General features: G+C 50.0%; 27 protein-coding genes. 13 read left to right on the top strand and 14 right to left on the bottom strand.

The genetic code is table 11. The annotated features are described in order from the left end of the window. Positions 1–58: 58 nt before the first annotated feature. Both ACUVQO_RS15105 and ACUVQO_RS15100 read right to left on the bottom strand, forming a co-directional pair. A complete protein-coding gene (locus ACUVQO_RS15105; RefSeq protein WP_445926676.1) occupies positions 59–1,312 on the bottom strand; it encodes a dicarboxylate/amino acid:cation symporter in 1,254 nt (417 codons plus the stop codon). Between the two features lie 266 nt (positions 1,313–1,578). Then, positions 1,579–1,635, bottom strand: a complete 57-nt coding sequence (locus tag ACUVQO_RS15100; RefSeq protein ID WP_445926678.1) for a hypothetical protein — start codon at positions 1,633–1,635, stop codon at positions 1,579–1,581. Positions 1,636–1,841: 206 nt separating this feature from the next. Between ACUVQO_RS15100 and ACUVQO_RS15095 the strand changes: the two genes are divergently transcribed. The 5 genes from ACUVQO_RS15095 (at position 1,842) to ACUVQO_RS15075 (ending at position 6,796) form a co-directional block, all read left to right on the top strand. Continuing rightward, on the top strand, positions 1,842–3,524 hold the full coding sequence (locus tag ACUVQO_RS15095; protein WP_445926677.1) for an NAD(P)H-quinone oxidoreductase subunit 4: 1,683 nt from the start codon (positions 1,842–1,844) through the stop codon (positions 3,522–3,524). A gap of 593 nt (positions 3,525–4,117) precedes the next feature. Continuing rightward, positions 4,118–4,393 (top strand): hypothetical protein, encoded by a 276-nt coding sequence (locus ACUVQO_RS15090; RefSeq protein WP_445926675.1) that lies wholly within the window; start codon positions 4,118–4,120, stop codon positions 4,391–4,393. Then, a complete protein-coding gene (locus ACUVQO_RS15085; protein WP_445926674.1) occupies positions 4,390–4,683 on the top strand; it encodes a hypothetical protein in 294 nt (97 codons plus the stop codon). The genes ACUVQO_RS15090 and ACUVQO_RS15085 overlap by 4 nt, the downstream gene beginning before the upstream one ends. 194 nt (positions 4,684–4,877) lie before the next feature. Further along, positions 4,878–6,245, top strand: coding sequence for an MATE family efflux transporter (locus tag ACUVQO_RS15080; RefSeq protein ID WP_445926673.1), 1,368 nt, complete (start codon positions 4,878–4,880; stop codon positions 6,243–6,245). 161 nt (positions 6,246–6,406) lie between these two features. Next, positions 6,407–6,796, top strand: a complete 390-nt coding sequence (locus ACUVQO_RS15075) for a hypothetical protein (protein ID WP_445926672.1) — start codon at positions 6,407–6,409, stop codon at positions 6,794–6,796. Positions 6,797–6,835: 39 nt separating this feature from the next. On the opposite strand, the gene rbsK is transcribed toward ACUVQO_RS15075, so the two are convergent. The 7 genes from rbsK to plsX all read right to left on the bottom strand — a co-directional run bounded on the left by rbsK (position 6,836) and on the right by plsX (position 13,259). After that, positions 6,836–7,771 (bottom strand): ribokinase, encoded by a 936-nt coding sequence (rbsK, locus tag ACUVQO_RS15070; protein WP_445926671.1) that lies wholly within the window; start codon positions 7,769–7,771, stop codon positions 6,836–6,838. A 37-nt stretch (positions 7,772–7,808) separates the two neighbouring features. Further along, a complete protein-coding gene (locus tag ACUVQO_RS15065; RefSeq protein ID WP_445926670.1) occupies positions 7,809–8,303 on the bottom strand; it encodes a DUF427 domain-containing protein in 495 nt (164 codons plus the stop codon). Positions 8,304–8,319: 16 nt separating this feature from the next. Next, positions 8,320–9,540: an NAD(P)/FAD-dependent oxidoreductase gene (locus tag ACUVQO_RS15060; RefSeq protein ID WP_445926669.1), complete on the bottom strand. Its 1,221-nt coding sequence runs from the start codon at positions 9,538–9,540 to the stop codon at positions 8,320–8,322. Positions 9,541–9,626: 86 nt separating this feature from the next. Beyond that, positions 9,627–10,268 carry a lysophospholipid acyltransferase family protein gene (locus ACUVQO_RS15055; protein ID WP_445926668.1) on the bottom strand — a complete coding sequence of 214 codons (642 nt, stop codon included), beginning with the start codon at positions 10,266–10,268 and terminating at the stop codon, positions 9,627–9,629. A gap of 17 nt (positions 10,269–10,285) precedes the next feature. Further along, positions 10,286–11,164 carry an ACP S-malonyltransferase gene (gene fabD / locus ACUVQO_RS15050; RefSeq protein ID WP_445926667.1) on the bottom strand — a complete coding sequence of 293 codons (879 nt, stop codon included), beginning with the start codon at positions 11,162–11,164 and terminating at the stop codon, positions 10,286–10,288. 4 nt (positions 11,165–11,168) lie between these two features. Next, positions 11,169–12,167, bottom strand: a complete 999-nt coding sequence (locus ACUVQO_RS15045) for a beta-ketoacyl-ACP synthase III (protein WP_445926666.1) — start codon at positions 12,165–12,167, stop codon at positions 11,169–11,171. Between the two features lie 48 nt (positions 12,168–12,215). Continuing rightward, complete coding sequence (gene plsX / locus ACUVQO_RS15040; RefSeq protein ID WP_445926665.1) at positions 12,216–13,259, bottom strand: phosphate acyltransferase PlsX; 1,044 nt, start codon at positions 13,257–13,259, stop codon at positions 12,216–12,218. Between the two features lie 262 nt (positions 13,260–13,521). Here plsX and ACUVQO_RS15035 point away from each other — a divergent pair, with 262 nt between their 5' ends. Next, a complete protein-coding gene (locus ACUVQO_RS15035; RefSeq protein WP_445926664.1) occupies positions 13,522–15,279 on the top strand; it encodes a phospholipase D-like domain-containing protein in 1,758 nt (585 codons plus the stop codon). Positions 15,280–15,353: 74 nt separating this feature from the next. Here ACUVQO_RS15035 and ACUVQO_RS15030 read toward each other — a convergent pair whose 3' ends face one another. Next, positions 15,354–15,587 (bottom strand): hypothetical protein, encoded by a 234-nt coding sequence (locus ACUVQO_RS15030; RefSeq protein ID WP_445926663.1) that lies wholly within the window; start codon positions 15,585–15,587, stop codon positions 15,354–15,356. 251 nt (positions 15,588–15,838) lie between these two features. On the opposite strand from ACUVQO_RS15030, the gene ACUVQO_RS15025 reads away from it, so the two are divergent. Then, a complete protein-coding gene (locus ACUVQO_RS15025; RefSeq protein WP_445926662.1) occupies positions 15,839–16,126 on the top strand; it encodes a DUF2288 domain-containing protein in 288 nt (95 codons plus the stop codon). A gap of 103 nt (positions 16,127–16,229) precedes the next feature. On the opposite strand, the gene ACUVQO_RS15020 is transcribed toward ACUVQO_RS15025, so the two are convergent. After that, complete coding sequence (locus tag ACUVQO_RS15020) at positions 16,230–16,838, bottom strand: YdcF family protein (RefSeq protein WP_445926661.1); 609 nt, start codon at positions 16,836–16,838, stop codon at positions 16,230–16,232. Between the two features lie 43 nt (positions 16,839–16,881). Further along, positions 16,882–17,775, bottom strand: a complete 894-nt coding sequence (locus ACUVQO_RS15015; protein ID WP_445926660.1) for a tetratricopeptide repeat protein — start codon at positions 17,773–17,775, stop codon at positions 16,882–16,884. 207 nt (positions 17,776–17,982) lie between these two features. Between ACUVQO_RS15015 and thyX the strand changes: the two genes are divergently transcribed. The 3 genes from thyX (at position 17,983) to ACUVQO_RS15000 (ending at position 20,431) form a co-directional block, all read left to right on the top strand. After that, positions 17,983–18,705, top strand: coding sequence for an FAD-dependent thymidylate synthase (gene thyX / locus ACUVQO_RS15010; protein WP_445926659.1), 723 nt, complete (start codon positions 17,983–17,985; stop codon positions 18,703–18,705). Positions 18,706–19,305: 600 nt separating this feature from the next. Beyond that, on the top strand, positions 19,306–19,701 hold the full coding sequence (locus ACUVQO_RS15005; RefSeq protein ID WP_445926658.1) for a hypothetical protein: 396 nt from the start codon (positions 19,306–19,308) through the stop codon (positions 19,699–19,701). A 16-nt stretch (positions 19,702–19,717) separates the two neighbouring features. Next, positions 19,718–20,431, top strand: a complete 714-nt coding sequence (locus ACUVQO_RS15000) for a polysaccharide deacetylase family protein (RefSeq protein ID WP_445926657.1) — start codon at positions 19,718–19,720, stop codon at positions 20,429–20,431. A gap of 140 nt (positions 20,432–20,571) precedes the next feature. Here ACUVQO_RS15000 and ACUVQO_RS14995 read toward each other — a convergent pair whose 3' ends face one another. Both ACUVQO_RS14995 and ACUVQO_RS14990 read right to left on the bottom strand, forming a co-directional pair. Then, the gene (locus ACUVQO_RS14995) at positions 20,572–21,117 is read right to left on the bottom strand and encodes a metal ABC transporter solute-binding protein, Zn/Mn family (protein ID WP_445926656.1); all 546 of its coding nucleotides are present in this window, start codon (positions 21,115–21,117) and stop codon (positions 20,572–20,574) included. Positions 21,118–21,154: 37 nt separating this feature from the next. Further along, the gene (locus ACUVQO_RS14990) at positions 21,155–21,331 is read right to left on the bottom strand and encodes a metal ABC transporter solute-binding protein, Zn/Mn family (RefSeq protein ID WP_445926655.1); all 177 of its coding nucleotides are present in this window, start codon (positions 21,329–21,331) and stop codon (positions 21,155–21,157) included. A gap of 651 nt (positions 21,332–21,982) precedes the next feature. Between ACUVQO_RS14990 and ACUVQO_RS14985 the strand changes: the two genes are divergently transcribed. The 3 genes from ACUVQO_RS14985 to ACUVQO_RS14975 form a co-directional block, all read left to right on the top strand. Continuing rightward, the gene (locus tag ACUVQO_RS14985; protein ID WP_445926654.1) at positions 21,983–22,366 is read left to right on the top strand and encodes a metal ABC transporter ATP-binding protein; all 384 of its coding nucleotides are present in this window, start codon (positions 21,983–21,985) and stop codon (positions 22,364–22,366) included. Between the two features lie 185 nt (positions 22,367–22,551). Beyond that, complete coding sequence (locus ACUVQO_RS14980; protein ID WP_445926653.1) at positions 22,552–24,327, top strand: helicase HerA domain-containing protein; 1,776 nt, start codon at positions 22,552–22,554, stop codon at positions 24,325–24,327. A 698-nt stretch (positions 24,328–25,025) separates the two neighbouring features. Then, positions 25,026–25,279, top strand: a 254-nt coding sequence (locus ACUVQO_RS14975) for a sigma-70 factor domain-containing protein (protein ID WP_445926652.1), incomplete at its 3' end; no start/stop codon positions are given.

The following is a 25,279-nucleotide window of genomic DNA, read 5'->3' as shown; positions in this document are numbered from 1 at the left end:
AACCCCTCAATAGTTAAAAAGGAGGGTTAGGGAGGATCGAAGAGATTTAAAACACAGCCTAAATGGGCATTTCCGGCTCCCAACGACTCAGAATTACCGCGTTAGTCACGTTCCCAATTACGTTCAAGACAGTTTTGAAGCCGTCCGTCAAACGGTCAACTCCGGCCACGATCGCAATCCCTTCCACAGGCAACCCGGCGGCACCCAACACCGTTGCCATTGTGATAATTGCAGAACCGGGAACTCCGGGCGTACTGAAGGACACCAACAGAGAACTGAGGGCGATCGCCAGCAGCAATTCTGCCGTCAGAGGCACGTGATAAATCTGGGCGATAAACAGCGCGTTGAACCCCTGCAAAATCGCCGATCCGTCTCGCTTCAGTGCCGTTCCCAGGGGAATTGCAAAGCTGGCGATATCTTCTCGTAAGCCGTATTCTTGCTGGGCATTCTGCAGCACCACAGGTAGAGCGGCATTAGAACTAGCGGTACCAAAGGCCAGTGAGAGGGAGGGAGCCAAACTTTGAAAAAATTTTCCTGGTTTAGCCTGAAGTACGAGCAGGATCAGGGTATACAAGCTGATCATGATCAGGGTGGAAATGAACAACCCCAATACATAGACAAACAATTTAGCAATCAGTTCAAACCCCTGAGTGGCAATTACGGAACTGATCAGCGTAAACACGCCAACTGGAGCAATATACAAAATCAGGGAGAGAATCTTTTCGCTAATCACATACACGCTTTCCATCAAAGCAACAAAACTGGCTCCTTTTTCCCCCGCAAACTGGATACCAACGCCAATCAGGGCAGCAGAAAAGATCGTTTGTAATAAGTTGCCCGTACTCAGTGCTTCCAACGGATTGACCGGCACCAGACTGACCAACCAATCCACTAGGGACTGATTCTGGTGTACTTGCGTCTCTGCGATCGCCGTAAACCCTGTAAGTCCAGCTCCCGGTTTTAAGACGGTGCAAATGATGAGTCCCAGGCCCACGGCAATCGAACTAGTAAACAGGTAGCTGGTCAGCAGTTTAGCGGCATAGCGTCCAACCTGAGCGGCATTACTGATTCGGGTCAGACCCAGAATCAGGGACGAAAAGACGATCGGAATGACAACAAACTGGATGAGGCGCAGAAAAGCTCTGCCCACAGGATCGAGCAGGTAGCGATCGAGGGTTGGAATACTGGCTGGAAAATAGAGATTCAAAACCGCGCCAAAGCCAATCCCCAGGGCCAGAGAGGCCAGGATGACAGTGGATAGGCTAATTGGGCGGGTTTGGGCGGGTGCTTGTGTCTGGGAAGGTGCTTCCATGCGCCTCGTTCAATAATTCACTTGCGCTCTATTCTAAGGTCTAAGGCTTAACAGGAAGCCCGACCCATTTGTCAACATAGCTTGACTGATAGCTGGCTAGACGATCAAGCAGAACCTCCGGCTGATCCGCTTCAATCACCAGATGCCGCAAGTCGGCCCGCAAAAATTGATCGTCAACCGCCCGATCGAATCAGTTGCAGCAACGGATCGTAATAACCCTCCACATTCAGCAATCCTTGAGGTTTCTCATGCAGTTCTAACTGCGCCTAGGTGAGGATTTCGCAAAATTCCTCTAACGTGCTATAGCCGCCGGGGAGAGCAATAAAGGCATCAACTAACTACTCGGCGGCCATCAAGGCTTTGCGATCGCGCAGAGACACAAATATACCTCTTTGAAATTCCTTGATTATTGCAAACTCTTAACAAGAAATATTTACCTATATTTCGTGAGAATAAAGATTTATGAATAAATCCTTCGATGCAGTAGTAAGATGGGTTTATTCACAGGTAAGTATTTTTGCTCACTATCATGATAGCTGATCGATTTCCTTGGCTGACCGCGATTATCCTGCTTCCACTCGTTGCTTCCTTCGTCGTCCCTGTGCTGCCCGACAAAAACGGTAAGCTCGTGAGATGGTTCGCACTGGGTGTAGGCATTGCGGACTTTGTCTTGATGTGTTGTGCCTTCTGGAAGCACTACGATGCCAGCAGTGCGACCTTTCAACTTGCGGAAAATTATGCCTGGGTGCCTCAGTTAGGTCTGAGCTGGGCCGTTTCGGTCGATGGTCTATCAGTTCCGCTGGTGCTCCTCGCTGGACTGGTAACTACCCTTTCCATTCTCGCGGCATGGCAGGTGAATCATAAGCCAAGCCTATTTTACTTTCTGATGCTGGTGCTGTATGCCGCTCAGATTGGTGTGTTTGTGGCCCAGGACATGCTGCTGCTGTTCATCATGTGGGAACTGGAACTGGTTCCGGTCTACCTGCTGGTGTCCATCTGGGGTGGCCAAAAGCGCCGCTATGCAGCGACTAAATTCCTACTCTATACCGCTGCGGCCTCGATTTTTATTCTGGTTGCGGCGCTGGGTATGGCCTTTTATGGCGATACGATCAGCTTTGATATGGCCGTCCTGGGTGTGAAGGATTATCCGATCGTCCTGGAAGTACTGCTTTATGCCGGATTACTGATTGCCTTTGGAGTCAAGCTAGCGATCTTCCCGCTGCATACCTGGTTGCCTGATGCTCATGGTGAAGCCTCTGCCCCTGTCTCGATGATTCTGGCGGGAGTGTTGCTCAAGATGGGCGGATATGGTCTGATCCGGGTAAATCTGGAAATGCTCCCCGATGCTCACGTTTACTTTGCCCCGATTCTGATGATTCTGGGTGTGGTGAACATTATTTATGGGGCCTTCAACTCTTTCGCCCAAACCAACATGAAGCGCCGTCTAGCCTACTCCTCGGTGTCTCACATGGGCTTCGTGCTGTTGGGGATAGCCTCCTTCACCGATCTAGGCATCAGCGGCGCATTGCTGCAAATGATCTCCCACGGCCTGATTGCTTCTGTGCTGTTCTTCCTGGCAGGGGTTACCTACGATCGCACTCATACGATGCTACTCAACGAAATGGGCAATATCGGTAAGGTGATGCCCAAGGTATTTGCCCTATTTACTGCCAGCACAATGGCTTCCCTGGCTCTGCCTGGAATGAGTGGATTTGTCAGCGAACTATCCGTCTTCGTGGGAGTTACCACCAGCGACATTTATAGTTCTCCCTTCCGCATCGTGACGGTTTTCCTGGCTGCAGTGGGTCTGATTCTCACCCCGATTTATTTGCTCTCCATGCTGCGCCAACTGTTCTATGGCACGGATACGGCCCTCGCCTGCGGCATGACTGACCCGCGTATGAATCAAATAGATCAGGATGCGGTTTGCTTTGGCAACAGTTGTGTGCTGCCTGCCGATGCTCAGTATAACGATGCCAATCCCAGAGAGGTGTTCATTGCCGCCTGCTTCCTGATCCCCATTATTGGGTTTGGCCTCTATCCTAAGCTGGTCACCCAGGTGTATGACGTGAAGACAGTGGCCGTGAATACGGAAGTGCGTCAGCCCTATACCAAAGTGGCTCAGGAACATCCTGCCCTGTATGCTACTGGGTTTTCATTCTCCAAGATTGGGAGTTCTCAAGTAGAACCTGTATTAGGAGTTCTCAAGTAGTCTTTTGTCCTCTGTCATTCGTCACTCATCAGTTGCAAATGACCAATGACTGATGACCTATGACAAAAAAGTTCGTTCAGGTCGTTAACCAAGAAATGCGCGATCGCTTCTCTAAAAGAGGCAATCGTTTTTATTAGTAAAACTCTGCATACAGCAACACCCAAGCACTACTAGCTAAGGAACTTCCTCACCTGATTAATCCTACCTGGAGAAGCAATGAACTTAACAATTCCAATTGCGTTACTCCCGCCTGATTATTTGAGGAAATATTGGTTTTCGAGATGGGTGTTGCTGCATCTATTTGACACGTTCGACGAGATAAATGCTAAATGAAACAGCCTTCTTTCCTCCTCAAACGAAACGACATTAATCTTTTAGTCTTGCTTTTGAAGTCTTTTAGCTTCAATTTCAAATGTAGCAGTCTCTGAAAACAGGAAATCGGAACGACAAATAAATTTACCTTCTTTGCATTTTATTTACAAAACTGTCTCAGAACTTCAAGCTTAAAGATATAGAACAGGAGTATTTGCAATTACTGATAATAAATAATGGTTTAGCTAAGCATATTATAGAGTGATCTTTATTATTCAGTTATGCAAACTTCTCAACCCTATTCTGGCCCGATTACATTAGTTATTTCTGAGATTGTTGAATCCGATCGCATCCAGGAGTATGAAGCCTGGACGAGAGGAATTAATCAGGCAGCTCAAAAGTTTGCAGGATTTTTGGGGGTGGAAACCATTCGTCCCCGCGATCGTAATCATCCAGAGTACGCCGTGATTGTAGATTCGATAATTATGATCACTTCAGAATCTGGTCAAAGTCTGCTACCTATCGGGACTGGATGGAACGATCGCACCATCTTGTGACCGCCAGAACCCGACAGCAACTTCCCAGCGGCATTGAGATGTGGTTTAGTCTGCCTCAGAACAGCCTGCCAACTTCTTACCATCCGACCTATTACAAAAAAAGTCATTCTGGGTGTCCTGGCCGTTTATCCTTTAATTTTGCTCTCCAATGCCCTGCTGGGGCCACTGACAGCAACGTGGCATCCGCTACTCGGCTTGTTCATTTCCTGCATATTCGTGTCGGCCCTGTTGACCTATCCCGTCATGCCCTGGTTGACCAAGCTGTTAAATTTCTGGCTTTATCCCGCTAGCGCAGGAAGGCAGAAGGCAAAAGGCAGAAGGCAGAAGCGCAAATTCCGATAGTGTCTCCCTTGAAAATCAATGGCCTACGTTTTTTGACGAGGTAGACTAGCCGATTAACTCGAATTCGTCGTTCTATACGTCAAAAGCCCTAGAGTATACTACAATGTAGTATACTGATTGGCCGATATCTCATGGTGGAAAAGTGCCACGATCGTATTTTTTCTCCGAAGCCAGGGAGTGTCTCTACCTGGCGATTCCTTTGGCCGCCGCCCAACTTGCCCAATCCATGACTGGGTTTGTCGATACGGTCATGATGGGGCTATTAGGAAGTCAAACCCTGGCGGCAGGTGGCTTAGGAGCAACGACCTTTACAGTTCTGCTGATTGTCGCCACCGGCATCATTACGGCCGTCAGTCCCCTAGTGGCTGAAGCGTATGGAGCCGGAAAAACCGGGCGGGTGCGTCAGGTGGGGCAGCAGGGATTGTGGTTGGCAGTTCTAATCGCCATTCCCCTGACGTTGCTGATTTGGAACGCAGGTGTTTTATTGCGACATCTAGGACAAGCACTAGATACCGTTGCTCTGGCAGAAACCTACCTGCGGGCGATCGCCTGGGGCTATTTTCCCGGTCTGGGCTTTGCGGTATTAAGGAGTTTTATCTCAGCTCTGTCCCGGCCTCGTCCCATTATGGCGATCGTGGTTGGTGGCACTTTATTGAATATCGTCGCCAACTATGTGCTGATGTTTGGCAAGCTGGGATTTCCGGCTCTGGGATTGGCCGGAATTGGTTGGGCTAGCGCTCTGTCGTTGTGGGCCATGTTTCTGGCGACGATTGCCTACATCTTTAGTCAATCGTCCTTAAAGCCCTATAATCCTGTCCCTGGACTGTTCCAATTTCAGGGCAGGATTTTTGCCGAGTTAGTAGGATTGGGACTGCCGATCGGAGCCATGATCGGCGTAGAAGCCGGACTATTCGCCGTCACGACTTTCTTAATGGGCTATCTAGGAACCGCCTCTCTGGCGGCACATCAAATTGTTTTGCAAACTGCAGCCGTCACCTTTAATGTTCCGTTGGGAATTGCGATGGCAACGACTGTGCGGGTGGGTCAGTTGTTGGGGCAACAGCAGGTTAAAGCGTTACGCCTCGCTGGGTTTATCGGCATCGGGATAGGGGCACTGTTTATGGGGATGATGGCGCTGTTGCTCTGGGCTTTTCCAGAGCGGATTATTTCCCTGTATCTGGATATTCACAACCCGGAAAATGCGGCAGTGGTTGTTCTGAGTAAACGACTGCTGGGAATTGCGGCGGTATTTCAAATCATGGATGGCGTTCAAGCGGTGTCTACCGGAGCCTTACGCGGTTTGAAAGATACCCGAATTCCGATGCTGGTTGCAATTCTGGCTTACTGGTGTGTGGGGTTGACCAGTGGTTGCCTGCTAGGATTTAAGCTGGGTTTAGAAGGAGTCGGGTTGTGGTGGGGATTGGCATTGGGCTTAATGGTCGCCGCAATTGTCCTTCCCTGGCGCTTCTTCCGCAGTACCTGTGATCATCCGATCAGCAAATCCCTCTGATATTCTGGTTCTGTTAATCTAGTACTCTAACCAGGCTTTGTAGCTCAGTTCACTCATTAGTCCCGTGTCTGTCATAAGGAACTCTAGAAAATTTTTAATCATTTTCTAGAAACTTTTGTACAAGGAAATCGTTCTGTGTACCTGTTGTTCCTATTGAACCTATGAGTCCAAAATCTGTTCTATTGTCTGTCAGTGCGATTGCTCTCAGCTTGGTCTGTCTATCTTCCAAAGTGGTGGCTCAACCGATTGCTGTTCCCGCTCCAGAAAAAACCGTTCCAGAATCGTCAACGCTGGGATCCAATCTGAAGTTGAATGCTCAGCAATGGAAGGCGATCGCGACCATCAGCGAATTTGCCTTCGAGCAAATGGAGGCAATCATTGCCAGTGGCTTTGATCCCAACAAACTCAACCGGACTGAAACTCAACAAAAAGCTGCCAACATCCAGCAAATTTTTTCCTCTTTCTGCCTGGATGGCCAGCAAAAGGAAGCCCTGAGAGCCATTCTGCAATCCGCCCGGACTCAAATGAAACGCCAGATTGAAGGGAAGTGATCAATCCGGTAGAGGCGTGTCGGCGAAACGTCTCTACAACTAATCCTCAATTCCCAACCCTCGCTTCCGAAGAAAGACCTCTAGCGTATCTCGATCAGGCATCGCCGATTGTGCGCCCACTTTCGTAGTCGCTAAGGCTCCCGCAGCCGTTCCCCAAACCACAGCCTCTCGCAAGGGTTTTCCTTCTACCAGAGCAGCTGTCAATCCTCCGGCAAAGGCATCTCCTGCGGCGACGGTATCGATCGCTGTGATAGAGAAAGCCGGAACAAAAAAGGTGTCATCCGGAGTAGCACACAAGGCTCCCTGGGCTCCCAACTTGACGATGACAGTCTGTGCACCCTGCTGTTGGAACAGGGCAGCAGCCTGGGCAGCAGTTTTAGGGGAATGCACCGGAAAACCTGCCAGATGTCCTGCTTCCACCTCGTTGGGCAGCAGAATGTCTACGAAGGGGTACAGATCCGCGATCGCTTCTCCAGGAACGGGAGCCGGATCCAGCAAGACCCGTACCCCAGCCTGACGGGCCGCCTGAGCCGCTTGCCTGACGACCACTAAAGGGACTTCCAGTTGTAGCAGTAAGGCATCCGCTCCGGGCAACAGTTCCAGCAATCGCTTGATGTCCGTTTCGTCCAGTTCGCCGTTGGCTCCCAGCACCCCGATGATTTGATTCTCCCCGCTGTCGGCCACGGTAATCACTGCCACTCCGGAGTGTGTGGAGTGATCTACGTGCACGCCCCGAATTTTCACACCAGCCGTCTGTAAACTTGCCAGAAGTTGGTGCCCAAAGCCATCACTCCCCACCCGACCCACCATTTGCGTCAGTACCTTGAGTTTAGCCAGGGCCACGGCTTGATTAGCACCCTTGCCGCCAGGAGTGGTAAAAAATTCTGAGCCAATAATGGTTTCACTGGGTTGGGGTAATCTGGACGTGCGAGTCACCAGATCCATGTTGATACTGCCAAACACAACTACCGTCATATCCCACCCCCTTCTCCCAACGATCCTTCAGCGTTAACTACCAAGCCCACGATCCTGACCCACCCTTGAACGGCCCCACAATGTCCTGGGTGATCCAGCCTCCATAAAAGTTGCCCGGTTGAGGCTGAACCTTTTCACCATCGACATAACAGGAATCCATCGGAGCGGCATAAAAGGCCACACAGTCTTTGATGCTGGCAAACGCAGGCGTGGGATGGGGATAATACCAGGCCACATCATCCGCCCGTTTGTTGCCAACAACTAGACTGTAGTAGGCTCCCTGGCCCTTCCATTCACAGTAGGTCGATCGCGGACTGGGCACCAGATATTCTCGTTGTATATCCTCCGGGGGAATGTAGTACACCGGGGGATGGCTGGTTTCCAGAACTCGTTTAGCCCGGTGGGTATCCGCGATCGTCACCCCGTTAAAAATAACCTGAATATGTTTAGAGGTATCCTCTAAACGAGGCGGACGAGGATAGTCCCACACGGATTCCTGACCGGGCTGGGGAGGGATACGTTGAGGATGCATAGCAATAGGTACGTTCTCAGGAGGCAGGAGAGGAGGCTTGGGTGATCCCTTCTAACAGGGAGAGGACAGGTTGGGTAATCCAGTTCAGACCCACTCGCAGCTGGTGATCCAGGGTCGGCATCCGATAGAGATAGGCCAGACGCCGAGCAATCACGGCTGTTGGACCATCAAGCTTCAAGCCCAGTCCCGTCAATGTGGCATTATCTACCCCTAGAGTCATCATTTCGCCCACATGCTCATACCGGAAGGGCAGCAATGGTCTTCCAGTCAGGGAGGCCCACAGGTTCCAGCCTACATAGTCGGCCTGCTGCATGGCTGCCTGAGCGGTTGCCGGAACTTGTTGCCCAGTGACATCTTTGCAGTCTGCCAGATCACCCAGCGCGTAAATCTCTGGATGATCGATCACTTGCAGAGTCGGCGTAACGGACACCTGCCCCCGTTCATTCTTCTTCAGGGGTAAGCTGCTAATCACCTCAGCCACCTTGGTGCCCACTGTCCATACCACGATGTCCACCGGAATCGTATCGGTGACTCCCTTATAAGTCAGGGAAAGGGAATCCTGGGTAATCTCTGCCAGAGTGGTTTCCAAGTCTAACCAGATCCCCCGTTCATGGAGTGCTCTGGTGGCTGCTTCCCGGTTAAAGTCAGTGGAAGTTCGCAGAATTTGATCCGAGAGTTCAATTAGTCGCAGTCGGCCCCGTTGCTTCAGGCGATCGGCCAATTTGCAGGCCAATTCTACGCCAGAGTAGCCTGCTCCGACGATCGCAATCCGAATTTTTTCCCGATCCGATTCCTCTAGCCGCCGCAACTGTTCTTCCAGGCGATAGGCATCGGCCACCGTCCGAAACGTGACAGCGTATTCAGCCGCACCGGGGATTCGATCTAGGGGAGTTTCACCACCGATCGCCAGAACCAGACGATCGTAAGCAATCTCTGGGCCGTCATGAAGCTGTATTCGCTTTTCCTGCAAATCAATTCCAGAAGCCACCCCTTGACAAAAGCGGACTCCCGTTCCAGCCAACAAATCTTGATACAAGGGTGCGATTTCCCAGGTTTGTAACTCCCCTGTCATCAACTCGTAGAGCAGGGGCGAGAACAGGAAGCGATCGCAGCGATCAATCAGGACAATCTCTGGCTTTTCTGATTTTGTCCAGGGCAGTTGGCTGAGCCGCAGGGCCGTATATAACCCTCCGAAACCTCCACCAAGAATACAGATACGGGCAGCTTGCTCACTCATAGGACAGATGGAAATGGGGTTGCTAGAAGGTGATCCCTTTCAGGATAACGAATCTAGGGGAAAGGGAAAGAGGAGGTTTTCCCTATTTATCTCCCCAGATCTAACATCCCATTAATCACGTCAGCACACTGCTGAGTTACGGCTTCCAAGTCCTCGCGATCGCCGGATGCTGGAGGCGGAATTGGATCCCCAATCCGCACCGTAACCGGAACCGAACGGGGAGCTTTCTTGCCCTTGTGAAAAATTTTCTCTGTACCCCAGAGGCTGATGGGAAGCAGAGGAGCTTTGGCTTTGGCGGCAATCATGGCAGCCCCCAACTTGGGATCCGTGACGCGACCATCGGGGGTGCGGGTGCCTGTGATGAAAATGCCAACCGCCCATCCCTGGTCTAAAGCAGCCAGGGCGGCGCGAATGGCACTGCGATCGGCAGACCCCCGCTTCACGGGATAAGCTCCATATAGGGTGATCGCCTGCTTCAGGACGGGCACCTGAAATAGTTCTTCCTTGGCCATAAAGGCTACTGGGCGACCAACACAGTTAGACAGCATCGGTGGGTCAAAATCACTGGCATGGTTGCTGACGACGACCAATGGCCCCGTTTGCGGCACCTTGTCGGCTCCGTAGATGCGGCCCCGAAAGTAAGTGTGCAATACCGGACTGACGACCGACCACTTAAACAGGTGGTAAAGCACAAGGCTGATCAAGGGTTCCCGCTGTCTACTCATCATTGGCTCTTGATCGCAGGTCAGGGAATATCGCTCAAACTACTCACATTTTCCAGCACCAGGGTGGGACAGGTGCGTTTAATTAACCCCGTCAGCACCTTACCTGGCCCAATCTCAACCACTCGCGTCATGCCGATTTCAGCCAGTTGTAAAGAAATCTCTCGCCAGCGTACTGATCCTGTCATTTGCTGGCTCAGGCGTTGCTTCAAAATATCTGCATCGGTAGTCGGGGTGGGATCCACATTGGACAGTACAGGCACGCGAGCCGTCTTGAAGGTAGCCTGATCGAGCACCATCTGAAACTCTGCTGCTGCCTCTTTCATTAACGGCGAGTGAAAGGCCCCACTAACATTCAGCTTCACGGCTCGTTTGGCTTTCACGGTATTGAGAATGGCTTCTACCGCTGCTAGCGCTCCCGAAATCACAACCTGAGCCGCATTATTGTCATTGGCCAGTACCACTCCAGGAGTTTGCTGAATTTGTCGATCTAACTGGTCGCGATCGCAGCCAATCAAGGCCGCCATCATTCCATCCGATGCACTATCCATCAATTCGGCCCGTCGCTTCACCAGCGTCACTCCCGTGGCAAAGTCGAACACGCCAGCGGCATAGAGTGCCACGTACTCTCCTAAACTATGGCCTGCCACGGCCTCTGGCTGCTGTCCTTTGGCCTGCATCAGATCGGCCAGCACACTCTCAACTACATACAGACAGGGTTGGGTATAAAGGGTGCGAGAAACCTTATCCTCTTCGTTCTGACAGACTTCCGCGACCGACCAACCCAAAATAGCATCCGCTTCTGCAAAGCGTTCTTTGACTTCCGGCAGGTCAAATAAATCTGCCCCCATACCGATCGCCTGCGATCCCTGACCAGGAAACACCCATGCTGTTTTTGTCATATCCTTACCGTCCCCATTGAAAAATAGCTGCACCCCAGGTTAAACCCGCGCCAAATCCGGCAGTGGCGATCGTGTCTCCGGGGTTCACAGTACCCTGCCGTACCACTTCATCCAATGCCAAAGGAATCGAGGCTGCAGAGGTATTGCCGTACCGGGCGAGATTGCTGATCACTTTCTCCGGGGCAATGTTCAACCGCTGGGCCACAGCATCCAAAATGCGCTGGTTTGCCTGGTGCAGCAGTAACCAATCCACCGCTTCCACTCCCAAATTGGCTCGAAATAAAGCCTTTTCAATCACTTCGGGCACTCGTCGCACGGCAAAGCGGTAAACTTCCTGACCATTCATAGTGATGGGGTGAAAGCTGCCCTGACCAATCTCCAGGCCATCCAGTAAGGAAGTGGCCTGAGGCTGATAGGCCAGATTCAGGTAATGATTTTGCGTGCCATCGCTGCGTAGTTCAAAGCCCAACAGCCGATCGCGCTCATTCGCTTGCAGCACGACGGCTCCCGCTGCATCACCAAAGAGGATGCAGGTGCGGCGATCGCTCCAATCCACCCAGCGGGACAATACATCGGCACCAATCAGCACCACATTACGATACACCCCGGTATGGATGAATTGGGAGGCCGTGACCAGACCAAACACAAATCCAGAACAGGCGGCGGTCAGGTCGAAGGCAACAGCTCGTGAAGCCCCTAGCCCAGCCTGGACTAGACCTGCCGTACCAAAGAGATCATCCGGGGTGGAGGTGGCCAGCACAATTAAATCAATATCCAGTGCGGTTAAGCCAGCCATCGCGATCGCCTGCGCTGCAGCCTGAGTCGCCAGTTGAGCCAACGTTCCACCGGAATTGGCTAATCGTCGTTGCCGAATCCCGGTGCGTGCCGTAATCCATTCGTCTGACGTTTCAACGATCTGGCTAAGTTGGTCATTGTCAAGGGAAGCCACTGGTGCTGCCGATCCACTACCTGTAATGGCAATCCCTGCCCCTGCGTGTTTCAAAGTTCTTCTCCGTACCTTTGGGAAATTCAGTCAGCGTGTTTCGGGAATTTAATCCTCCCCCTGCTGGCTGCTGACCGCCGACTTTTGTCTGGTGTAGCTGGCCTGAATCCGCTCGGACACCCGATTGTCTACTGCTTCCCTGGCCAGGCGAATCGCATTGAAGATGGAGGGAGCCTGAGAACTGCCGTGGCTGATGATACAAACGCCATCCACTCCTAGCAATAGGCCGCCTCCGTGTTCAGCGTGATCCATGCGCTGCTTGATGCGTTTCAAATTCGGCTTCAGTAAGGAGGTGCCTAATTTACCGTGCATCCCTTGTGGCAATTCTTCTCTGAGAATCTGCAGGGCTACTTCGCCGATCGCTTCGGCAAATTTCAGCAGCACATTGCCGACAAAGCCGTCACAGACAATCACATCAAATCGACCGGATAGTACATCTCGCCCCTCCGCGTTACCAATGAAGGAGATATGGGCATTCTCTTGTAAAAGCTGATGGGCACGCAAAGCCAGCTCATTTCCCTTACATTCTTCTTCACCGATATTCAGCAGGCCCACTTTCGGCTCTGGCACTCCCAAAACAAATTCGGAATAGACCGACCCCATGACGGCAAACTGCTCTAAAAACCTGGGACGGCAATCTACATTCGCGCCTACATCCAGCACAATCACGGGCTTGCCAGCAATCAAGGTGGGGAAAACAGCTCCAATGGCGGGGCGATCGATACCCTTCAAACGACCCAAGCGCAACAGGGCTGCAGCCATTGCAGCTCCTGAATGTCCAGCAGAAACCACTGCATCCGCCTGCTTCTGCTTGACTAATTCCATTGCGACATTAATTGAGGCTTTCGGCTTACGCTTGAGCGAACTGAGAGGTTCTTCGCCCATTTCAACGGTTCCCTCAGCCGGAACAATTTCCAAAGAGGCAGAACTAGAATGGTGTTGCAAGGCCGCTTCAACTCGGTGCGGATCACCAACCAGTAACACTTCAACACCCAATTCCTCTCGTGCCCTCAAAGCTCCAGCCACAATTTCACCGGGAGCGTGATCCCCTCCCATGGCATCAATTGCAATTCGTGCCCGCGTTGATCCCATTAGCCAAAGTAATAAAAGTCCTACAAAGTATAAGCCAGCGATGGCTCGCTTCAACTATTTTTACGTACAAGGGGATCTCTGCCTAGTCTTTCCCTCACTTTTTTCAGCAACTCCCGTGATAAAAATCGGCTCTTCAGCCCTTTCAGGCACAGAATTTTAGTTGCAAAACACCCTGAAAAACACTGCTCTGATGGAGCTTCAAAAGGGGTGGGCATCCTGAAAGGGATAATTCCTTAATCCTTGATCCAAATTTAAATCAGTGATGCTATTTCATCCTCTCCGATCGGCATTAACGTCCTCACTGGGTCTGCTGACACTCAGCTTGGTGGCTTGCCAGACCGAAGTTCCTCAAGTCATCCGGCCTACACCACTGCCTCAGGACGACCAGATTCAGGTGTACATGAATCATGAACTGGCTGCCAGTTATACCGAGCCTTATCGCCAGATTACCCGCAATGGCAACAATCTGGAGCAGGTTATTATTGACACAATTGCTGCGGCTCGTTCCACTGTTGATGTGGCCGTTCAGGAGTTTCGTTTGCCAGGAATAGCTCAGGCTCTGGCAGAACGAAAGAAGGCTGGCGTGCGAGTACGGGTAATTCTGGAAAATACCTACTCTCGCCCTTTTAGTCAGTTCACGGCGGAAGAAGTGGCTAGGTTGCCAGAGCGCGATCGCGATCGCTATAACGAAGCCCGCCGCTTAATGGATCTGAACAACAATGGTCAACTGAGCCAGGACGAAATTGATCAGCGGGATGGTCTGGTGATTTTGGACAAGGCCCGCATTCCTCGCATTGACGATACAGCAGATGGTTCAGCCGGAAGTAACCTGATGCACCATAAGTTTGTGGTGGTAGATAATCGTACGATCATTATCACCTCAGCCAACTTTACAACCAGTGACATTCACGGAGATTTCAAATTCCCTTTGAGCCGAGGCAATGCCAACAATTTGTTGAAAATTAACAGTCCAGAATTGGCGGCTGCCTTCACGGAAGAATTCAACATCATGTGGGGCGATCGTGCCACTGGGCAGTCTGGTCACTTGTTTGGAGTCAAAAAGCCTTTTCGTCCTGCTCGTCAGTTTACCATTGGGGCCAGCCGTGTTGAGGTGCAGTTTTCTCCGGCTTCTCGTTCCACACCCTGGGCGGACAGTAGCAATGGCCTGATTGGAAAAACTTTGAGCAGCGCCAGTCAGACGATCGCCATGGCCCTATTTGTGTTCTCTGATCAAACGCTGGTGAATCGACTGGAACCCCTGCACCGTAAAGGAGTGAATTTTAAGACATTAATCGATGCGGGCTTCGCTTACCGTTCTTATAGCGAAGGACTGGATATGATGGGAGTTGCCCTGGCTGAGAATTGCCAGTTTGAGCCAGATAATCGACCCTGGCAACCAGCGATCGCTACGGTAGGAGTACCTCGGATGCCACCTGGAGATTTACTCCACCATAAATTCGGCCTAGTGGACGGACATACGGTGATCACAGGCTCCCATAACTGGACGGATGCGGCCAATCGGGGAAATGACGAAACGGTGATTGTAATTCGGAATCCGATCGTGGCTGCTCACTATCAACGGGAATTTGAACGGCTATATACCAACGCCATTTTAGGAGTGCCGCCCGCTGTTCAGAAGAAGGCGGCAGAGAACCATCAATGTCAGCCGTCAGCTTCATCTCGAATCAGCAAAATTGCATCAGGTCAGGTCGGAAACACCTTGCAGGCTGCCAGTCGCCAGTTATACAAGCTTAAACAGCCTACGAAGCGAAACACGCAACCGACCAACCAGTCTCAGACAAAATCTGTTTCCCACCCTGAAAAGGCAAGTCGGCGCATCAACCTGAACACTGCAAATCAGGCAGAACTCGAAACTTTACCTGGAGTAGGGCCATCGTTGGCTAGGCGGATTATTGCAGCCCGCCAACAGAAGCGATTCACGTCTCTTGCAGATTTTGACCAACTCGCTGGGGTCGGACCAAAGTTATTGGAGAAATTGAAAGATCGGGTGACTTGGTAACTGTTGACTCAAGTTGAGCTAAATCAAACATTTAGTAACACTAAAATGACGCTGAACCCAAAAACGAGACTCTCTTAGCAGCTATAGAGAGCTTTTAATCTCAATGCCATTGGCAGGTTGCCCCTAGAAGCAAAAGCCAGCGCTGTTAGACGGGTAGCAGCAGACGGAGATGGTTTGAATTTAGGCTGGGTGTAACGGCTGCCACCCCCAACTCTACGGCCCGGAAAACCATCTCTACCCGCAAAAGCAGGCTCGGCAACGGAGACAAACAGGGCTAAAAGTGAAAAACAAATGGTGATTTGACGCATAGTGTTTGGGTAGATGCTGAATTTATAACCTATATCAATAGAATGTCAAGTAAACAGGGGCAGCGGCCAGCGTTAAATCACCGAAGTCGTTTTGCACTAATTGGCGGTGGCTTAACAGCAACTTAATACTCTGACCGTGGATCTACGAACTGCCGTTAGTTGATAGCGAGTTTACAGCCTATCAAAACAGATTTTTGGTCAGTCTGTAAATCTGTGATAGGTTTATTGCACTTTTGTCTTTTTCATTTGCCATGCAAAATCTTCGAAAAGAACTGGCTCAAACCCTGGATGAAGCAGAATGGAACTGGTTATCCCCTCATGCTCGACGAAATTCTCTAATTGTGGTGTCTCAGGAACTAAATTTGCTGGACGTCGGGGTTGCGATCGCTGAAGATGACACGTCTAAAGTCACCTGCTGGATTGAAGAAGCATTAATTCAAAAACCATCCCAGATCCAGCTGAGTGATTGGAACCAAAATCAAATGAAGCGCTTCAATGCGTTGATTGTTCAACCCTATGTACTGGTGCAGGAAATTTAAGGTGATTTCCCAAAATGAGGTTACCTGCAAACTAGAGAAGCCAAGCAACCGACAAAAAGCCTTGGTTCGTATTCAGATCATTATCTAGCTGCTTGGCCCTTACTCAACGTCCCCCAAAATGGCGACTTAAGGTTGAGCCAGTGTGTCCGGTAGCCACCCATAAAAGTGCTCTGGCTCCATCGCGGGCCGTTTTTTGCCACGGTTCAGATTGATGCCTTGAAGGAACTGACACTGGCTTTAGCAAAATGCCTCGACTGCCAAAGACAATTTCCCCAACCAGGGAGGCACGTCCCATGTGGGTATCGGAAGTAACCAGATAAACACTGGTGATACCTTTAGATTTCAATTCGTCAACCAGCGTTGTAAAGTTAGTTACTGTATCGACTGCTGTTCGATCCAGGTGCAAACGGTTAAAGCTAATTCCAGCTTTTGAAAACACATCCTCGGTGTACTCAATGTTGCTGCCACTGGAAATCCAGATTGGCAGGTCAGGGTGCTGGCGGGCAAAATGGGCAGCAAAGTTTTCTCGCTCGGGAGCGCCACCTAGTACCAGAATGGCCTGAGGTTGAGTGAAGTAGTTCAGAACTCCTCGGTAACTGAACCATGCCACTGGCAACAGAAAAAGCGCCATAGCAGAAAGGAACTTCTTACAGAAGCGGGCTGGACGGCGAGCGGAGGACTTGGGTAGTTGGAGCGAACCCCTAACAGTCATAGTTTGAAGATTTGATTTGAGGATTTCGAGGGTTTAGATAACACTATCTGCGCGGAGTAGGTTGTCGCTGAGTGGGAGAGGGCCGCCCTTGAGACTGAGTAATGGCGGCCTGGATTTGAGGAGTTTCCAGAAGCTTTTTGGCATCTGCCAGCAAGCGATCGCCCCACAAATTCTCCTTCAAAACCTTTAAATCGGCATAGCTATTATCCAGCTTGATGGCAGCTTCGGCCAGGGCTAACGCTTGCTGCTGATCGCCCTTGATATAAAGCGCGACTGCTGTTGCCAGACGTGGCTCTGCCGCTTTTTCATCAATCGCTGAAGCGGTTTTCCAATACTGGATGGCTTCATCGATTCTGCCCGATTCATATTTAATCAATCCGATATTGTTGATTGCAGGCCAGTAGTTTTTTTCCTGGGCAATGGCCTTTTCATATTGGACGATCGCATCCGAAAGCTGGCCCATCATTAAGTACGTATTTCCTAAATCAAATAACGCTCCTGGCACATTCGGCTTAATTTGCAAACCTGCCTTGATATACTCAACTGCCTGACTGTATTTGCCCTTCTGACGATAAGCAGAGCCAAGCGCAAACAGAACTGCTGAGTTTTTACCATCCAGGGATTGTGCCTTCTGCAGAGCCGTAATCCCGTTATCTACCTCGTTAGTCTGTAAATACAGTCCTCCCAGTAATGACCAGACTTCTGGACTTTTAGGAGCTAACTGAGTGGCTAATCGGACTCGCTGCAAAGCTAATTCGTACTGCTGGAATTGAGCAAGTTGAACAGCCTCTTGGGCTAGACTAAGCCCCTGTTGTTGAAGTTTGGTAGGATCCAGGCGCAGGGCATGAGGCACCAGAGCCTGCCCAGATGCTAAGCGGGGCATTCCCAGCAGACCCATGAGAACAAGAGTGAAAATGACAAGTTTGCGGTTAGGCACGATGACAGGGCTTTAAGAATACAATATGGCTCGACTGACTGATAGCTTAGTCGAATTTGACTCTTATGGTGGCACAAATCTTGCTGAATACTCTAAAAAAGCCAATGGGCTTAAGCCAATGGGCTTAAGAAATTAGAAATCGATGACATATCTGGGGCAAAACCTCCTATCCTAGAGGACTCTAATAAGTATTATGGATTAGAGCTTATGGATTGGTTCACTGTTGAGGTAATTGCCCAAACTCCCCAACCACAGCAGGTGATCTATGCGGCAATGCATCAGGACTATGCCGAGGAGTTTGTCTGGAGTGAGCGCGATCGCTTCCCCAGCGAGGAAAGGTGCGGCGAACTGGTGGTCAAGCATCTTCTGGCAGGAAATCGTGGGCATTACGGCCCCCTGGAACATCCCCAAATTGTTCTAAACTGCGGCTGGTTTCCTCACAGCACAATGCAGCAGATTCGCACTCATCGGGTAGGAATCAGCTTTGATACGCAGTCGTGCCGCTATACCGGGCAGCGCATTGTTGACGTTGTGGCGGGTAAGCGGAACGTTGAAGAGGTTTTCTACCTGCGTCCGGTGGGGACGTACAGCGATCGCCAGGGTAAGAAGTACGACTACACAGAGGAGCTACGTCAGCAAGATCTGGAGTGGTGCTTACAAGCCTGTCAGCGCTATAAAGAACGGATTGATCAGGGGTTTGCTGAAGAACACGCTCGCGGCCTGATTCCCTTTGATGTGCGACAACATTGGGTGATGTCCGCTAATGTCCGATCGCTGATGCATCTGCTCGATTTGCGCTGGAAGTCTGATGCTCAGTTGGAGGCTCAGAAGCTGTGTGAAACCATCTGGCCCCACTTCCAAGCCTGGGTACCAGCGATCGCTGCTTGGTATGAGGCAAATCGTCTGAAGAAAGCTCGGTTAGCTCCTTAGAGGATGTTTTAAAAGCCTGTCTCTTTGTTACCCTGGCGACTGAAGTCGCGGCTATACCGAGAAAACCTGCCGCCGCAGGTTACTGAAAACCTTGATCGTATTGAGTCTGCGTCGGCAGACTGGGTGAGTGTAGTCGCGGTTTTAACCGCCAGATACTTTTCAAACGCTTTCTTAATATCCAATCATCCAAACTGCTATAAAGTATTCCTAAAAATCTTGAGCAAAGGGCCTGTAGAACTTCAAAGAACTGCAGCTAAATCTTGCAGTTTTTTACCCAATTCTTTCTCCTTTGTGATTAGGATTCCAGATAGCCAAACGTTAAGAAAAGCTATAGGAATCGAGAGTTGGGTACATTACTGTGAGAAGCTCCAGGTCGCTTCTAGAGATACTCTTAACAGAACTATATCGTCAACTAAATCCTATATGAATATTATTTTTCGTACTTTTAAGAAGTATAAGAAAAGTGGAAGCATGGCATTTCAAACAAAGTACCTTGAAAGGATATAGGATAGGGATTTCAAGGTTTTCTTACCAAAGTATGTGTTTTTTATAGCAGCTATATTAGCCTCCATAGTGATGAATTTATGACTCGTGTTTACTATGGAGTCAGAGTCGGGATATATCTTACTGTTGGCCGAACATCCGCGTCAGGTGCGGGTTCTGATGTCGTTGCTTGGATGTTCCAGCCATTCAGTTGCAATCGCCTGTTCAGCGGAGCAGGCCGTTACGCAGGTGCATGAAAAACCTCCTTTCTTAATTATTCTGGCAGGTGATCACCAGAACTGGTCTCATACCCTGCTGCAGGAACTGCGTATCCGTGCTAATGCTCATCCAGTAACCCTCGTCGCCTTAACTGACTTTCATGCTCCTAGTTGGATTCATCAGGAAGAAAATCCCGGATTTGACGGCTTTTTAGTCAACCCTATCAGCACTGAAGTGTTATCCTCACTGGTTCAGTCGGCTTACACCCGCCAAACTTGCTACTCAATTCGTTAGGCTAGAAGGACAAAGTGTGGCCTCTTCTCTGTCTATGCAGTTTGCTCCTTTCTATCCGATCGTTCACCAAGTTCTGAAGCCGCTGTTTCCTCAGTGCCTGTGGTCGGGTGATGAAAACGTACCTGCAATCGCGCTCACCTTTGATGACGGCCCCCACCCACGTTATACGCCTGAACTTTTACAGGTTTTAGATCGGCATGGGGTCGTAGCCAGTTTTTTCTGGTTAGGTGCTTGTGTCAACCGGGCACCTGCGATCGCGGAAGGAATTTATCGCCGGGGGCACTGGATTGGCTTACATGGTTATGATCATCGCGCCTTTCCCACTCTCTCTTCTACTGAACTAAAACTTAACCTGCAAAGAACTCAAAGCGAAATTTCCAGAGCCTGCCAAATTCCCGAACAAGCCATTTTAGATGTGCGGCCCCCCAATGGCTTCTTTACCCCCAAGATCCTCGATTTATTACAGGAGGAGAACTATCGCTCTGTAATGTGGAGTGTTGTTCCGGAGGATTGGGTTAATCCTGGAGTAACTACGGTGATCAATCGGGTTCTGGCTCAGGTGAAAAATGGCTCAATTATTGTGCTACATGATGGTCATTGTGGCGGAGAACAGGTGGCAGAGATCGTTGACCACTTAATTCCGATCCTCCTGCGGCAGGGATACCGTTTCGTTACGATTGAGCAAATCTGGCAACAAACCTCTGCTCTAACCACTAAATTAGTCGATTGAACATCAATATCATACAAGCGATCGCCAGATGCTTGAGGTCATTCTCCCGCTCCCCAGTTGCCTCTCTTCAGAGTATTACCTTGGTTGAAAAGCCGTATATTGCCCTTTCAGACCCTCTACGATGGCCTTGGTATTTGTGATCAACATTTTAGGATAGGTATCTGCCGCTGACCCTGGCTCCCCAAACTGTCTGAGTACAGTTTCTGGTCAGAAATTTTCATATTCGCTTCCTTCGCCACAGCCTCAATCAATTTGGGGTTGATGGCCACTTCCGCAAACAAAGTCGGCACCCCGGAAGCCTTCACCTCCCTCACCAGTGCTTTAATCCGATTGGCCGTCGGCTTCTCTTCTGTACTGAGTCTTTGTAAGGCCCTCTCAATCGGAATTCCATAGGCTAGTGCGTAATATCCCATCGCATCATGAGTTGTCACCAGTTTACGATTGGATGCCGGAATGGTAGCAATCTGAGATTGAATCCAGGTATGAATTTGAGTCAGCTCGGCTGTCAGTCTAGTTGCATTCTGCTTATACAAATTTGCTTTTTTAGGAGCCAGTTTAGCTAGTTGATTTTCAATGACTTTTACCATTGCCGCACCGTTGGCTGCATTTTGCCAGACATGAGGATCAGGAGCCTGTCCACCTGTGGTACTCTGATTGACAGCTTGATTATCAATCTCGGAAGCCAATTTTCCGTGTCATGCGCCTCACCCATCAAGGGTTGTTTTACAGATGCTTCTGCCACGGCAATTTTGGGAGCCAGATTGGAAGTGGACTGGAGAGTTTCGCCAGATTCGGTTCAAAGTTGTAGCCAGAGTAAAGGATTAACCGAGCATCCTCGATTGCCCGCCGATCTTGAGGCACGGCTTCATAGACATGACCATCCACACCGGGCTTCAGCAAACCGATGAGATCGCGTATCCTCTGCGATCGCCTTAGTCATATCGCAAAGTACTGTTGTAGTCACCACAACTTTAGGACGCTGCACCCCAGTATTTACCCCAGCGGTATCTGTTTCTGCTGGATTGCGTGCCGTTACAGTACAACTGGTCAAACATCCAACGATCAGGGTAAAAATCTCCCTACTCCACCTCTGCCAAGCCCAGTGACCCATAAATGGTGAATCCCTTTTCTATTCCAGAAATGACCATGTAAAATCAAGAATGAAAATCATTCTTATACTGGCTTCTCATGTTAGAAGTTGATCAACTAGCTGTCGTACCGGGGTATTCGGGGATTGGATGCCGTTAGCTTCCGGCTGGAACCGGGGCAATTGGTCGGTGTTATGGGGCCGAACAATGCTGGCAAAAGCGCGATGTTTAAAACGCGATGCTGGGTTTGGTTCCTCGATTGGGAAAGGTGGTGCAATACTGTACCTGTCTGCTGCATCATCAGTTAGAGCGGGTGGCCTATGTGCCACAGTAATCGCAAATTGACTGGGACTATCCGATCACAGTCTGGAACGTGGTGATGATAGCCCGAACCCGCCATTTAGGATGGTTTCGCCGTTCGGATCGAACCAGCAAAGAAATTGTATGGACGGCTCTGGAGTAGGTGAATTTGCTGGACTTGCGCGATCGCCGCATTGGAGATTTATCCAGAGGACAGCAGCAACGGGTCTTCCTAGCTCGTGCCCTGGCCCAACAAGCGGATTTGTTCCTGTTTGATGAACCCTTTACCGGAGTAGACAAAGCTACAGAAGCAATTATTTTGGATGTCCTGGCCCAACTCCGAGCCGACGGCAAGATTTTGCTTGTCAGCAGCCATGAATGGGGCGGGGCATTATCTCAGATCGATCGCCTTTTACTACTCAATCATCGCCTGATCGCCGACGGTTCCCCTCAACAGGTCATGACTCCTGAAAACCTCCAACAAGCCTATGGCACCCCCTTGCAATCTTGCGCTCATCAGAATCTTGATGCCAACATGTTTTGTTAATCTAAACCAAGGCCAGCTAGAGAACTGGAGTTTTCCTATAAGAGAAACTACGGTTCTGGACTTGGACAAGGTTTAGTTTCTTATTTGACTAGAACAGATCTACAATTTTTTGTAGAACCAAATGTATTATTAAGAGTCATGGAGTTTCTTTTGTCTACCCACGGGCAACGATCGCCAGGGAATTCATGAACCCAGAGCAACCACTTGGTTCCGTTATTCAAGGCTCTCTCAGTCAGGGATTGGAAGTTCGCCTGCACGCAGATGTGTCGGTAGAAGATATGCGGGTAGGTAAATTTCTGGTCGTTCAGGGGCGGCGCTCGCGCTTCTTCTGTATGTTAACAGATGTCTCCCTGGGAACCAGCAGTCCCCGCATTCTGGCCAATCCCCCCGAACCAGACAACACCTTTCTGCAAGAAGTTCTGGCTGGCAGCGGCACCTATGGAACAGCAAATCTGTCACCGATGCTAATGATGAATCAACAACAGGGATCTGGGAGCCGGGAACTGGGAACTGGGAAAGAAATCCAAAATCCAAAATCCAAAATCCAAGATTCCAAGAAAGAAAACTCAAAACTCAAAACTCAAAGCTCAAAACTGGCTTCCTATCAGGCCAACTCCAGCAATGACATTGAACTATTGCCTGTCAAAACGATTCCCAGTCATTTCAGTCAGGTGTATGACGCAAGTGAGTGGGATTTTCGGGCAGTGTTTGGCTGGGAAGATGACCCGCACCGGAGAAATTTTGCGATCGGGCAGCCGATGGATATCGATGTACCCATTTGTCTAGATCTCGATCGCTTTGTGGAACGGAGTAATGGGGTGTTTGGCAAATCGGGAACGGGGAAGTCGTTTCTTACCCGGTTGCTGTTGTCGGGCATTATCCGCAAGCAGGCCGCTGTCAACCTGATCTTTGATATGCACTCCGAGTACGGCTGGGAGGCAACCCGAGAAGGCAAGCAGTTCAGCACCGTGAAAGGACTGCGGCAATTGTTTCCTGGCCAGGTGCAGATTTACACCCTGGATCCAGAATCCACTAAACGGCGAGGGGTACGGGATGCCCAGGAACTTTACATCGGCTACGACCAGATTGATGTCGAAGACCTGATGTTGGTACGGGGTGAGTTAAACCTGTCGGAAGCCAGTCTGGAAAATGCGATTATTCTCCGTAACGAGTTTGGCAAGTCCTGGATTAATCGACTGCTGACCTTGAGCAACAGTGAAATTCAGGAGTTTTGTGAGACGAAGATGGGCAGTAAATCGTCTATCATGGCCTTGCAACGCAAACTGACCCGCTTGGATGGCCTGAAGTATATCCGTAACTCCTGTCCTCATAACTACGTGGGGCAGATTCTGGATTCTCTGGAAGCCGGAAAGCATGTAGTGATTGAGTTTGGTTCTCAGTCCAATCTGCTGTCCTATATGCTGGCCACGAACGTGATTGCTCGTCGGATTCATCACGCCTATGTGCAGAAGGCCGAGAAGTTTTTGCAGACTAAAAACGTCAGCGATCGCCCCCGCCAACTGGTAATTACCATTGAAGAAGCACACCGCTTCCTGGATCCGGCCACTGTCGGACAGACAATTTTTGGGACGATCGCCCGTGAAATGCGGAAATACTTTGTCACCCTGCTAGTGGTCGATCAGCGTCCTTCCGGCATTGACAACGAAGTCATGTCTCAAATTGGGACTCGGATTACAGCACTGCTGAATGATGAAAAAGACATTGACGCAATTTTCACTGGAGTTTCCGGGGGGCAGGCGCTGCGATCGGTTTTGGCCAAACTGGACTCCAAACAACAGGCGTTAATTCTCGGCCATGCAGTTCCCATGCCTGTTGTCATCCGCACCCGTCCCTACGACGAAACCTTCTATGCGGAAGTGGGGGACACCACCTGGAGCGAAGCCCCTGATGCCTTTGTCTTCAAAGCCGCAGAAGCCGCAAAAGCAGATTTAGGATTTTGATGAGTCATTGGTTGATAGATCCACCCGTCATACAAAAGACGTATTACCTTCACACCACAGTTAAACTCCTCGGCTACAACTGAATCGAGTAAAATTTGAACCCCTTCCTGATAACCATTCCCCCAATCCCTGGATCGGTCATCCCTACCCCTGTCCGTAGAACCGCCGTCAAAAGTTCGGTTATTACTCTCAATTGAGACTGTTTATATTCAAAGAATTCATTCACCATAGTATGTATAGGCAGAGTTCAGCCAGATACCATGAAGCACGTTGCTACAGCCATCAACTCCCGAATAGCCAACGTTTGCCCTTCTCAGTTGGGTGTCAATATCACCTACCTAGATCATCCTCCAGGGGGAAACAAAAAGGCTTTACTCCCGTCTATAATTCAGGTACGATAAAAATATAAACTCATAATGATTCCGAGTTTACTGAGCTTTGTCTGTACTGCCCGATTCAACCGTACAATCGTTTCGCAGGTGAAACTGTTGAATCTTCGTTAGACCTCCAGTTTTTTGATGGGGTTCTTTCTCGTTAGTGCAAGCCCATTAGTGCAAGTGATATAGCTAGCCATCCCTACTTTTGCTCACTGGGGCACTTCTCCACAATTTCTGCAGCAGAGGCATTAATCGCAGAATTGGGTAGTGCCTGTTCAGTTCCATTCTTCAGTCTTTGTTTACGGAGTAGATCGCGCATCCATGACCACTGCCACTGCTAAACCTAAAACCACCAAATCTACCTTTACGGCAGACATGGTTCGGACCTATCTGCACGAAATTGGTCGCGTTCCCATGCTTACCCATGAACAGGAAATTGTTTACGGGAAGCAGGTTCAACAAATGATGGCGCTTCAAGATCAGAAAGAAGCCCTTGCTAAGAAGCTAGATCACGAACCCACCGATCAGGAATTAGCTGCCCTCAATAATATGAGTGAGGCGGAGTTGAAGAGTAT

Source organism: Leptodesmis sp., assembly GCF_052746595.1.
This window is presented reverse-complemented; position numbering and strand designations above follow the sequence as displayed.

Excerpts from the sequence above, each read along its gene's own strand:
- ACUVQO_RS15105 (WP_445926676.1), bottom strand. The coding sequence starts at position 1,312 with ATGGAAGCACCTTCCCAGACACAAGCACCCGCCCAAACCCGCCCAATT.
- ACUVQO_RS15005 (WP_445926658.1), top strand. The coding sequence starts at position 19,306 with ATGGAGTCAGAGTCGGGATATATCTTACTGTTGGCCGAACATCCGCGT.
- ACUVQO_RS15030 (WP_445926663.1), bottom strand. The coding sequence starts at position 15,587 with ATGCGTCAAATCACCATTTGTTTTTCACTTTTAGCCCTGTTTGTCTCC.
- ACUVQO_RS15025 (WP_445926662.1), top strand. The coding sequence starts at position 15,839 with ATGCAAAATCTTCGAAAAGAACTGGCTCAAACCCTGGATGAAGCAGAA.
- rbsK (WP_445926671.1), bottom strand. The coding sequence starts at position 7,771 with ATGACGGTAGTTGTGTTTGGCAGTATCAACATGGATCTGGTGACTCGC.
- ACUVQO_RS15090 (WP_445926675.1), top strand. The coding sequence starts at position 4,118 with ATGCAAACTTCTCAACCCTATTCTGGCCCGATTACATTAGTTATTTCT.
- ACUVQO_RS15065 (WP_445926670.1), bottom strand. The coding sequence starts at position 8,303 with ATGCATCCTCAACGTATCCCTCCCCAGCCCGGTCAGGAATCCGTGTGG.
- plsX (WP_445926665.1), bottom strand. The coding sequence starts at position 13,259 with ATGGGATCAACGCGGGCACGAATTGCAATTGATGCCATGGGAGGGGAT.
- ACUVQO_RS15055 (WP_445926668.1), bottom strand. The coding sequence starts at position 10,268 with ATGATGAGTAGACAGCGGGAACCCTTGATCAGCCTTGTGCTTTACCAC.
- ACUVQO_RS15075 (WP_445926672.1), top strand. The coding sequence starts at position 6,407 with ATGAGTCCAAAATCTGTTCTATTGTCTGTCAGTGCGATTGCTCTCAGC.
- ACUVQO_RS15035 (WP_445926664.1), top strand. The coding sequence starts at position 13,522 with ATGCTATTTCATCCTCTCCGATCGGCATTAACGTCCTCACTGGGTCTG.
- ACUVQO_RS15060 (WP_445926669.1), bottom strand. The coding sequence starts at position 9,540 with ATGAGTGAGCAAGCTGCCCGTATCTGTATTCTTGGTGGAGGTTTCGGA.
- ACUVQO_RS14980 (WP_445926653.1), top strand. The coding sequence starts at position 22,552 with ATGAACCCAGAGCAACCACTTGGTTCCGTTATTCAAGGCTCTCTCAGT.
- ACUVQO_RS15020 (WP_445926661.1), bottom strand. The coding sequence starts at position 16,838 with ATGACTGTTAGGGGTTCGCTCCAACTACCCAAGTCCTCCGCTCGCCGT.
- ACUVQO_RS15095 (WP_445926677.1), top strand. The coding sequence starts at position 1,842 with ATGATAGCTGATCGATTTCCTTGGCTGACCGCGATTATCCTGCTTCCA.
- fabD (WP_445926667.1), bottom strand. The coding sequence starts at position 11,164 with ATGACAAAAACAGCATGGGTGTTTCCTGGTCAGGGATCGCAGGCGATC.
- thyX (WP_445926659.1), top strand. The coding sequence starts at position 17,983 with ATGGATTGGTTCACTGTTGAGGTAATTGCCCAAACTCCCCAACCACAG.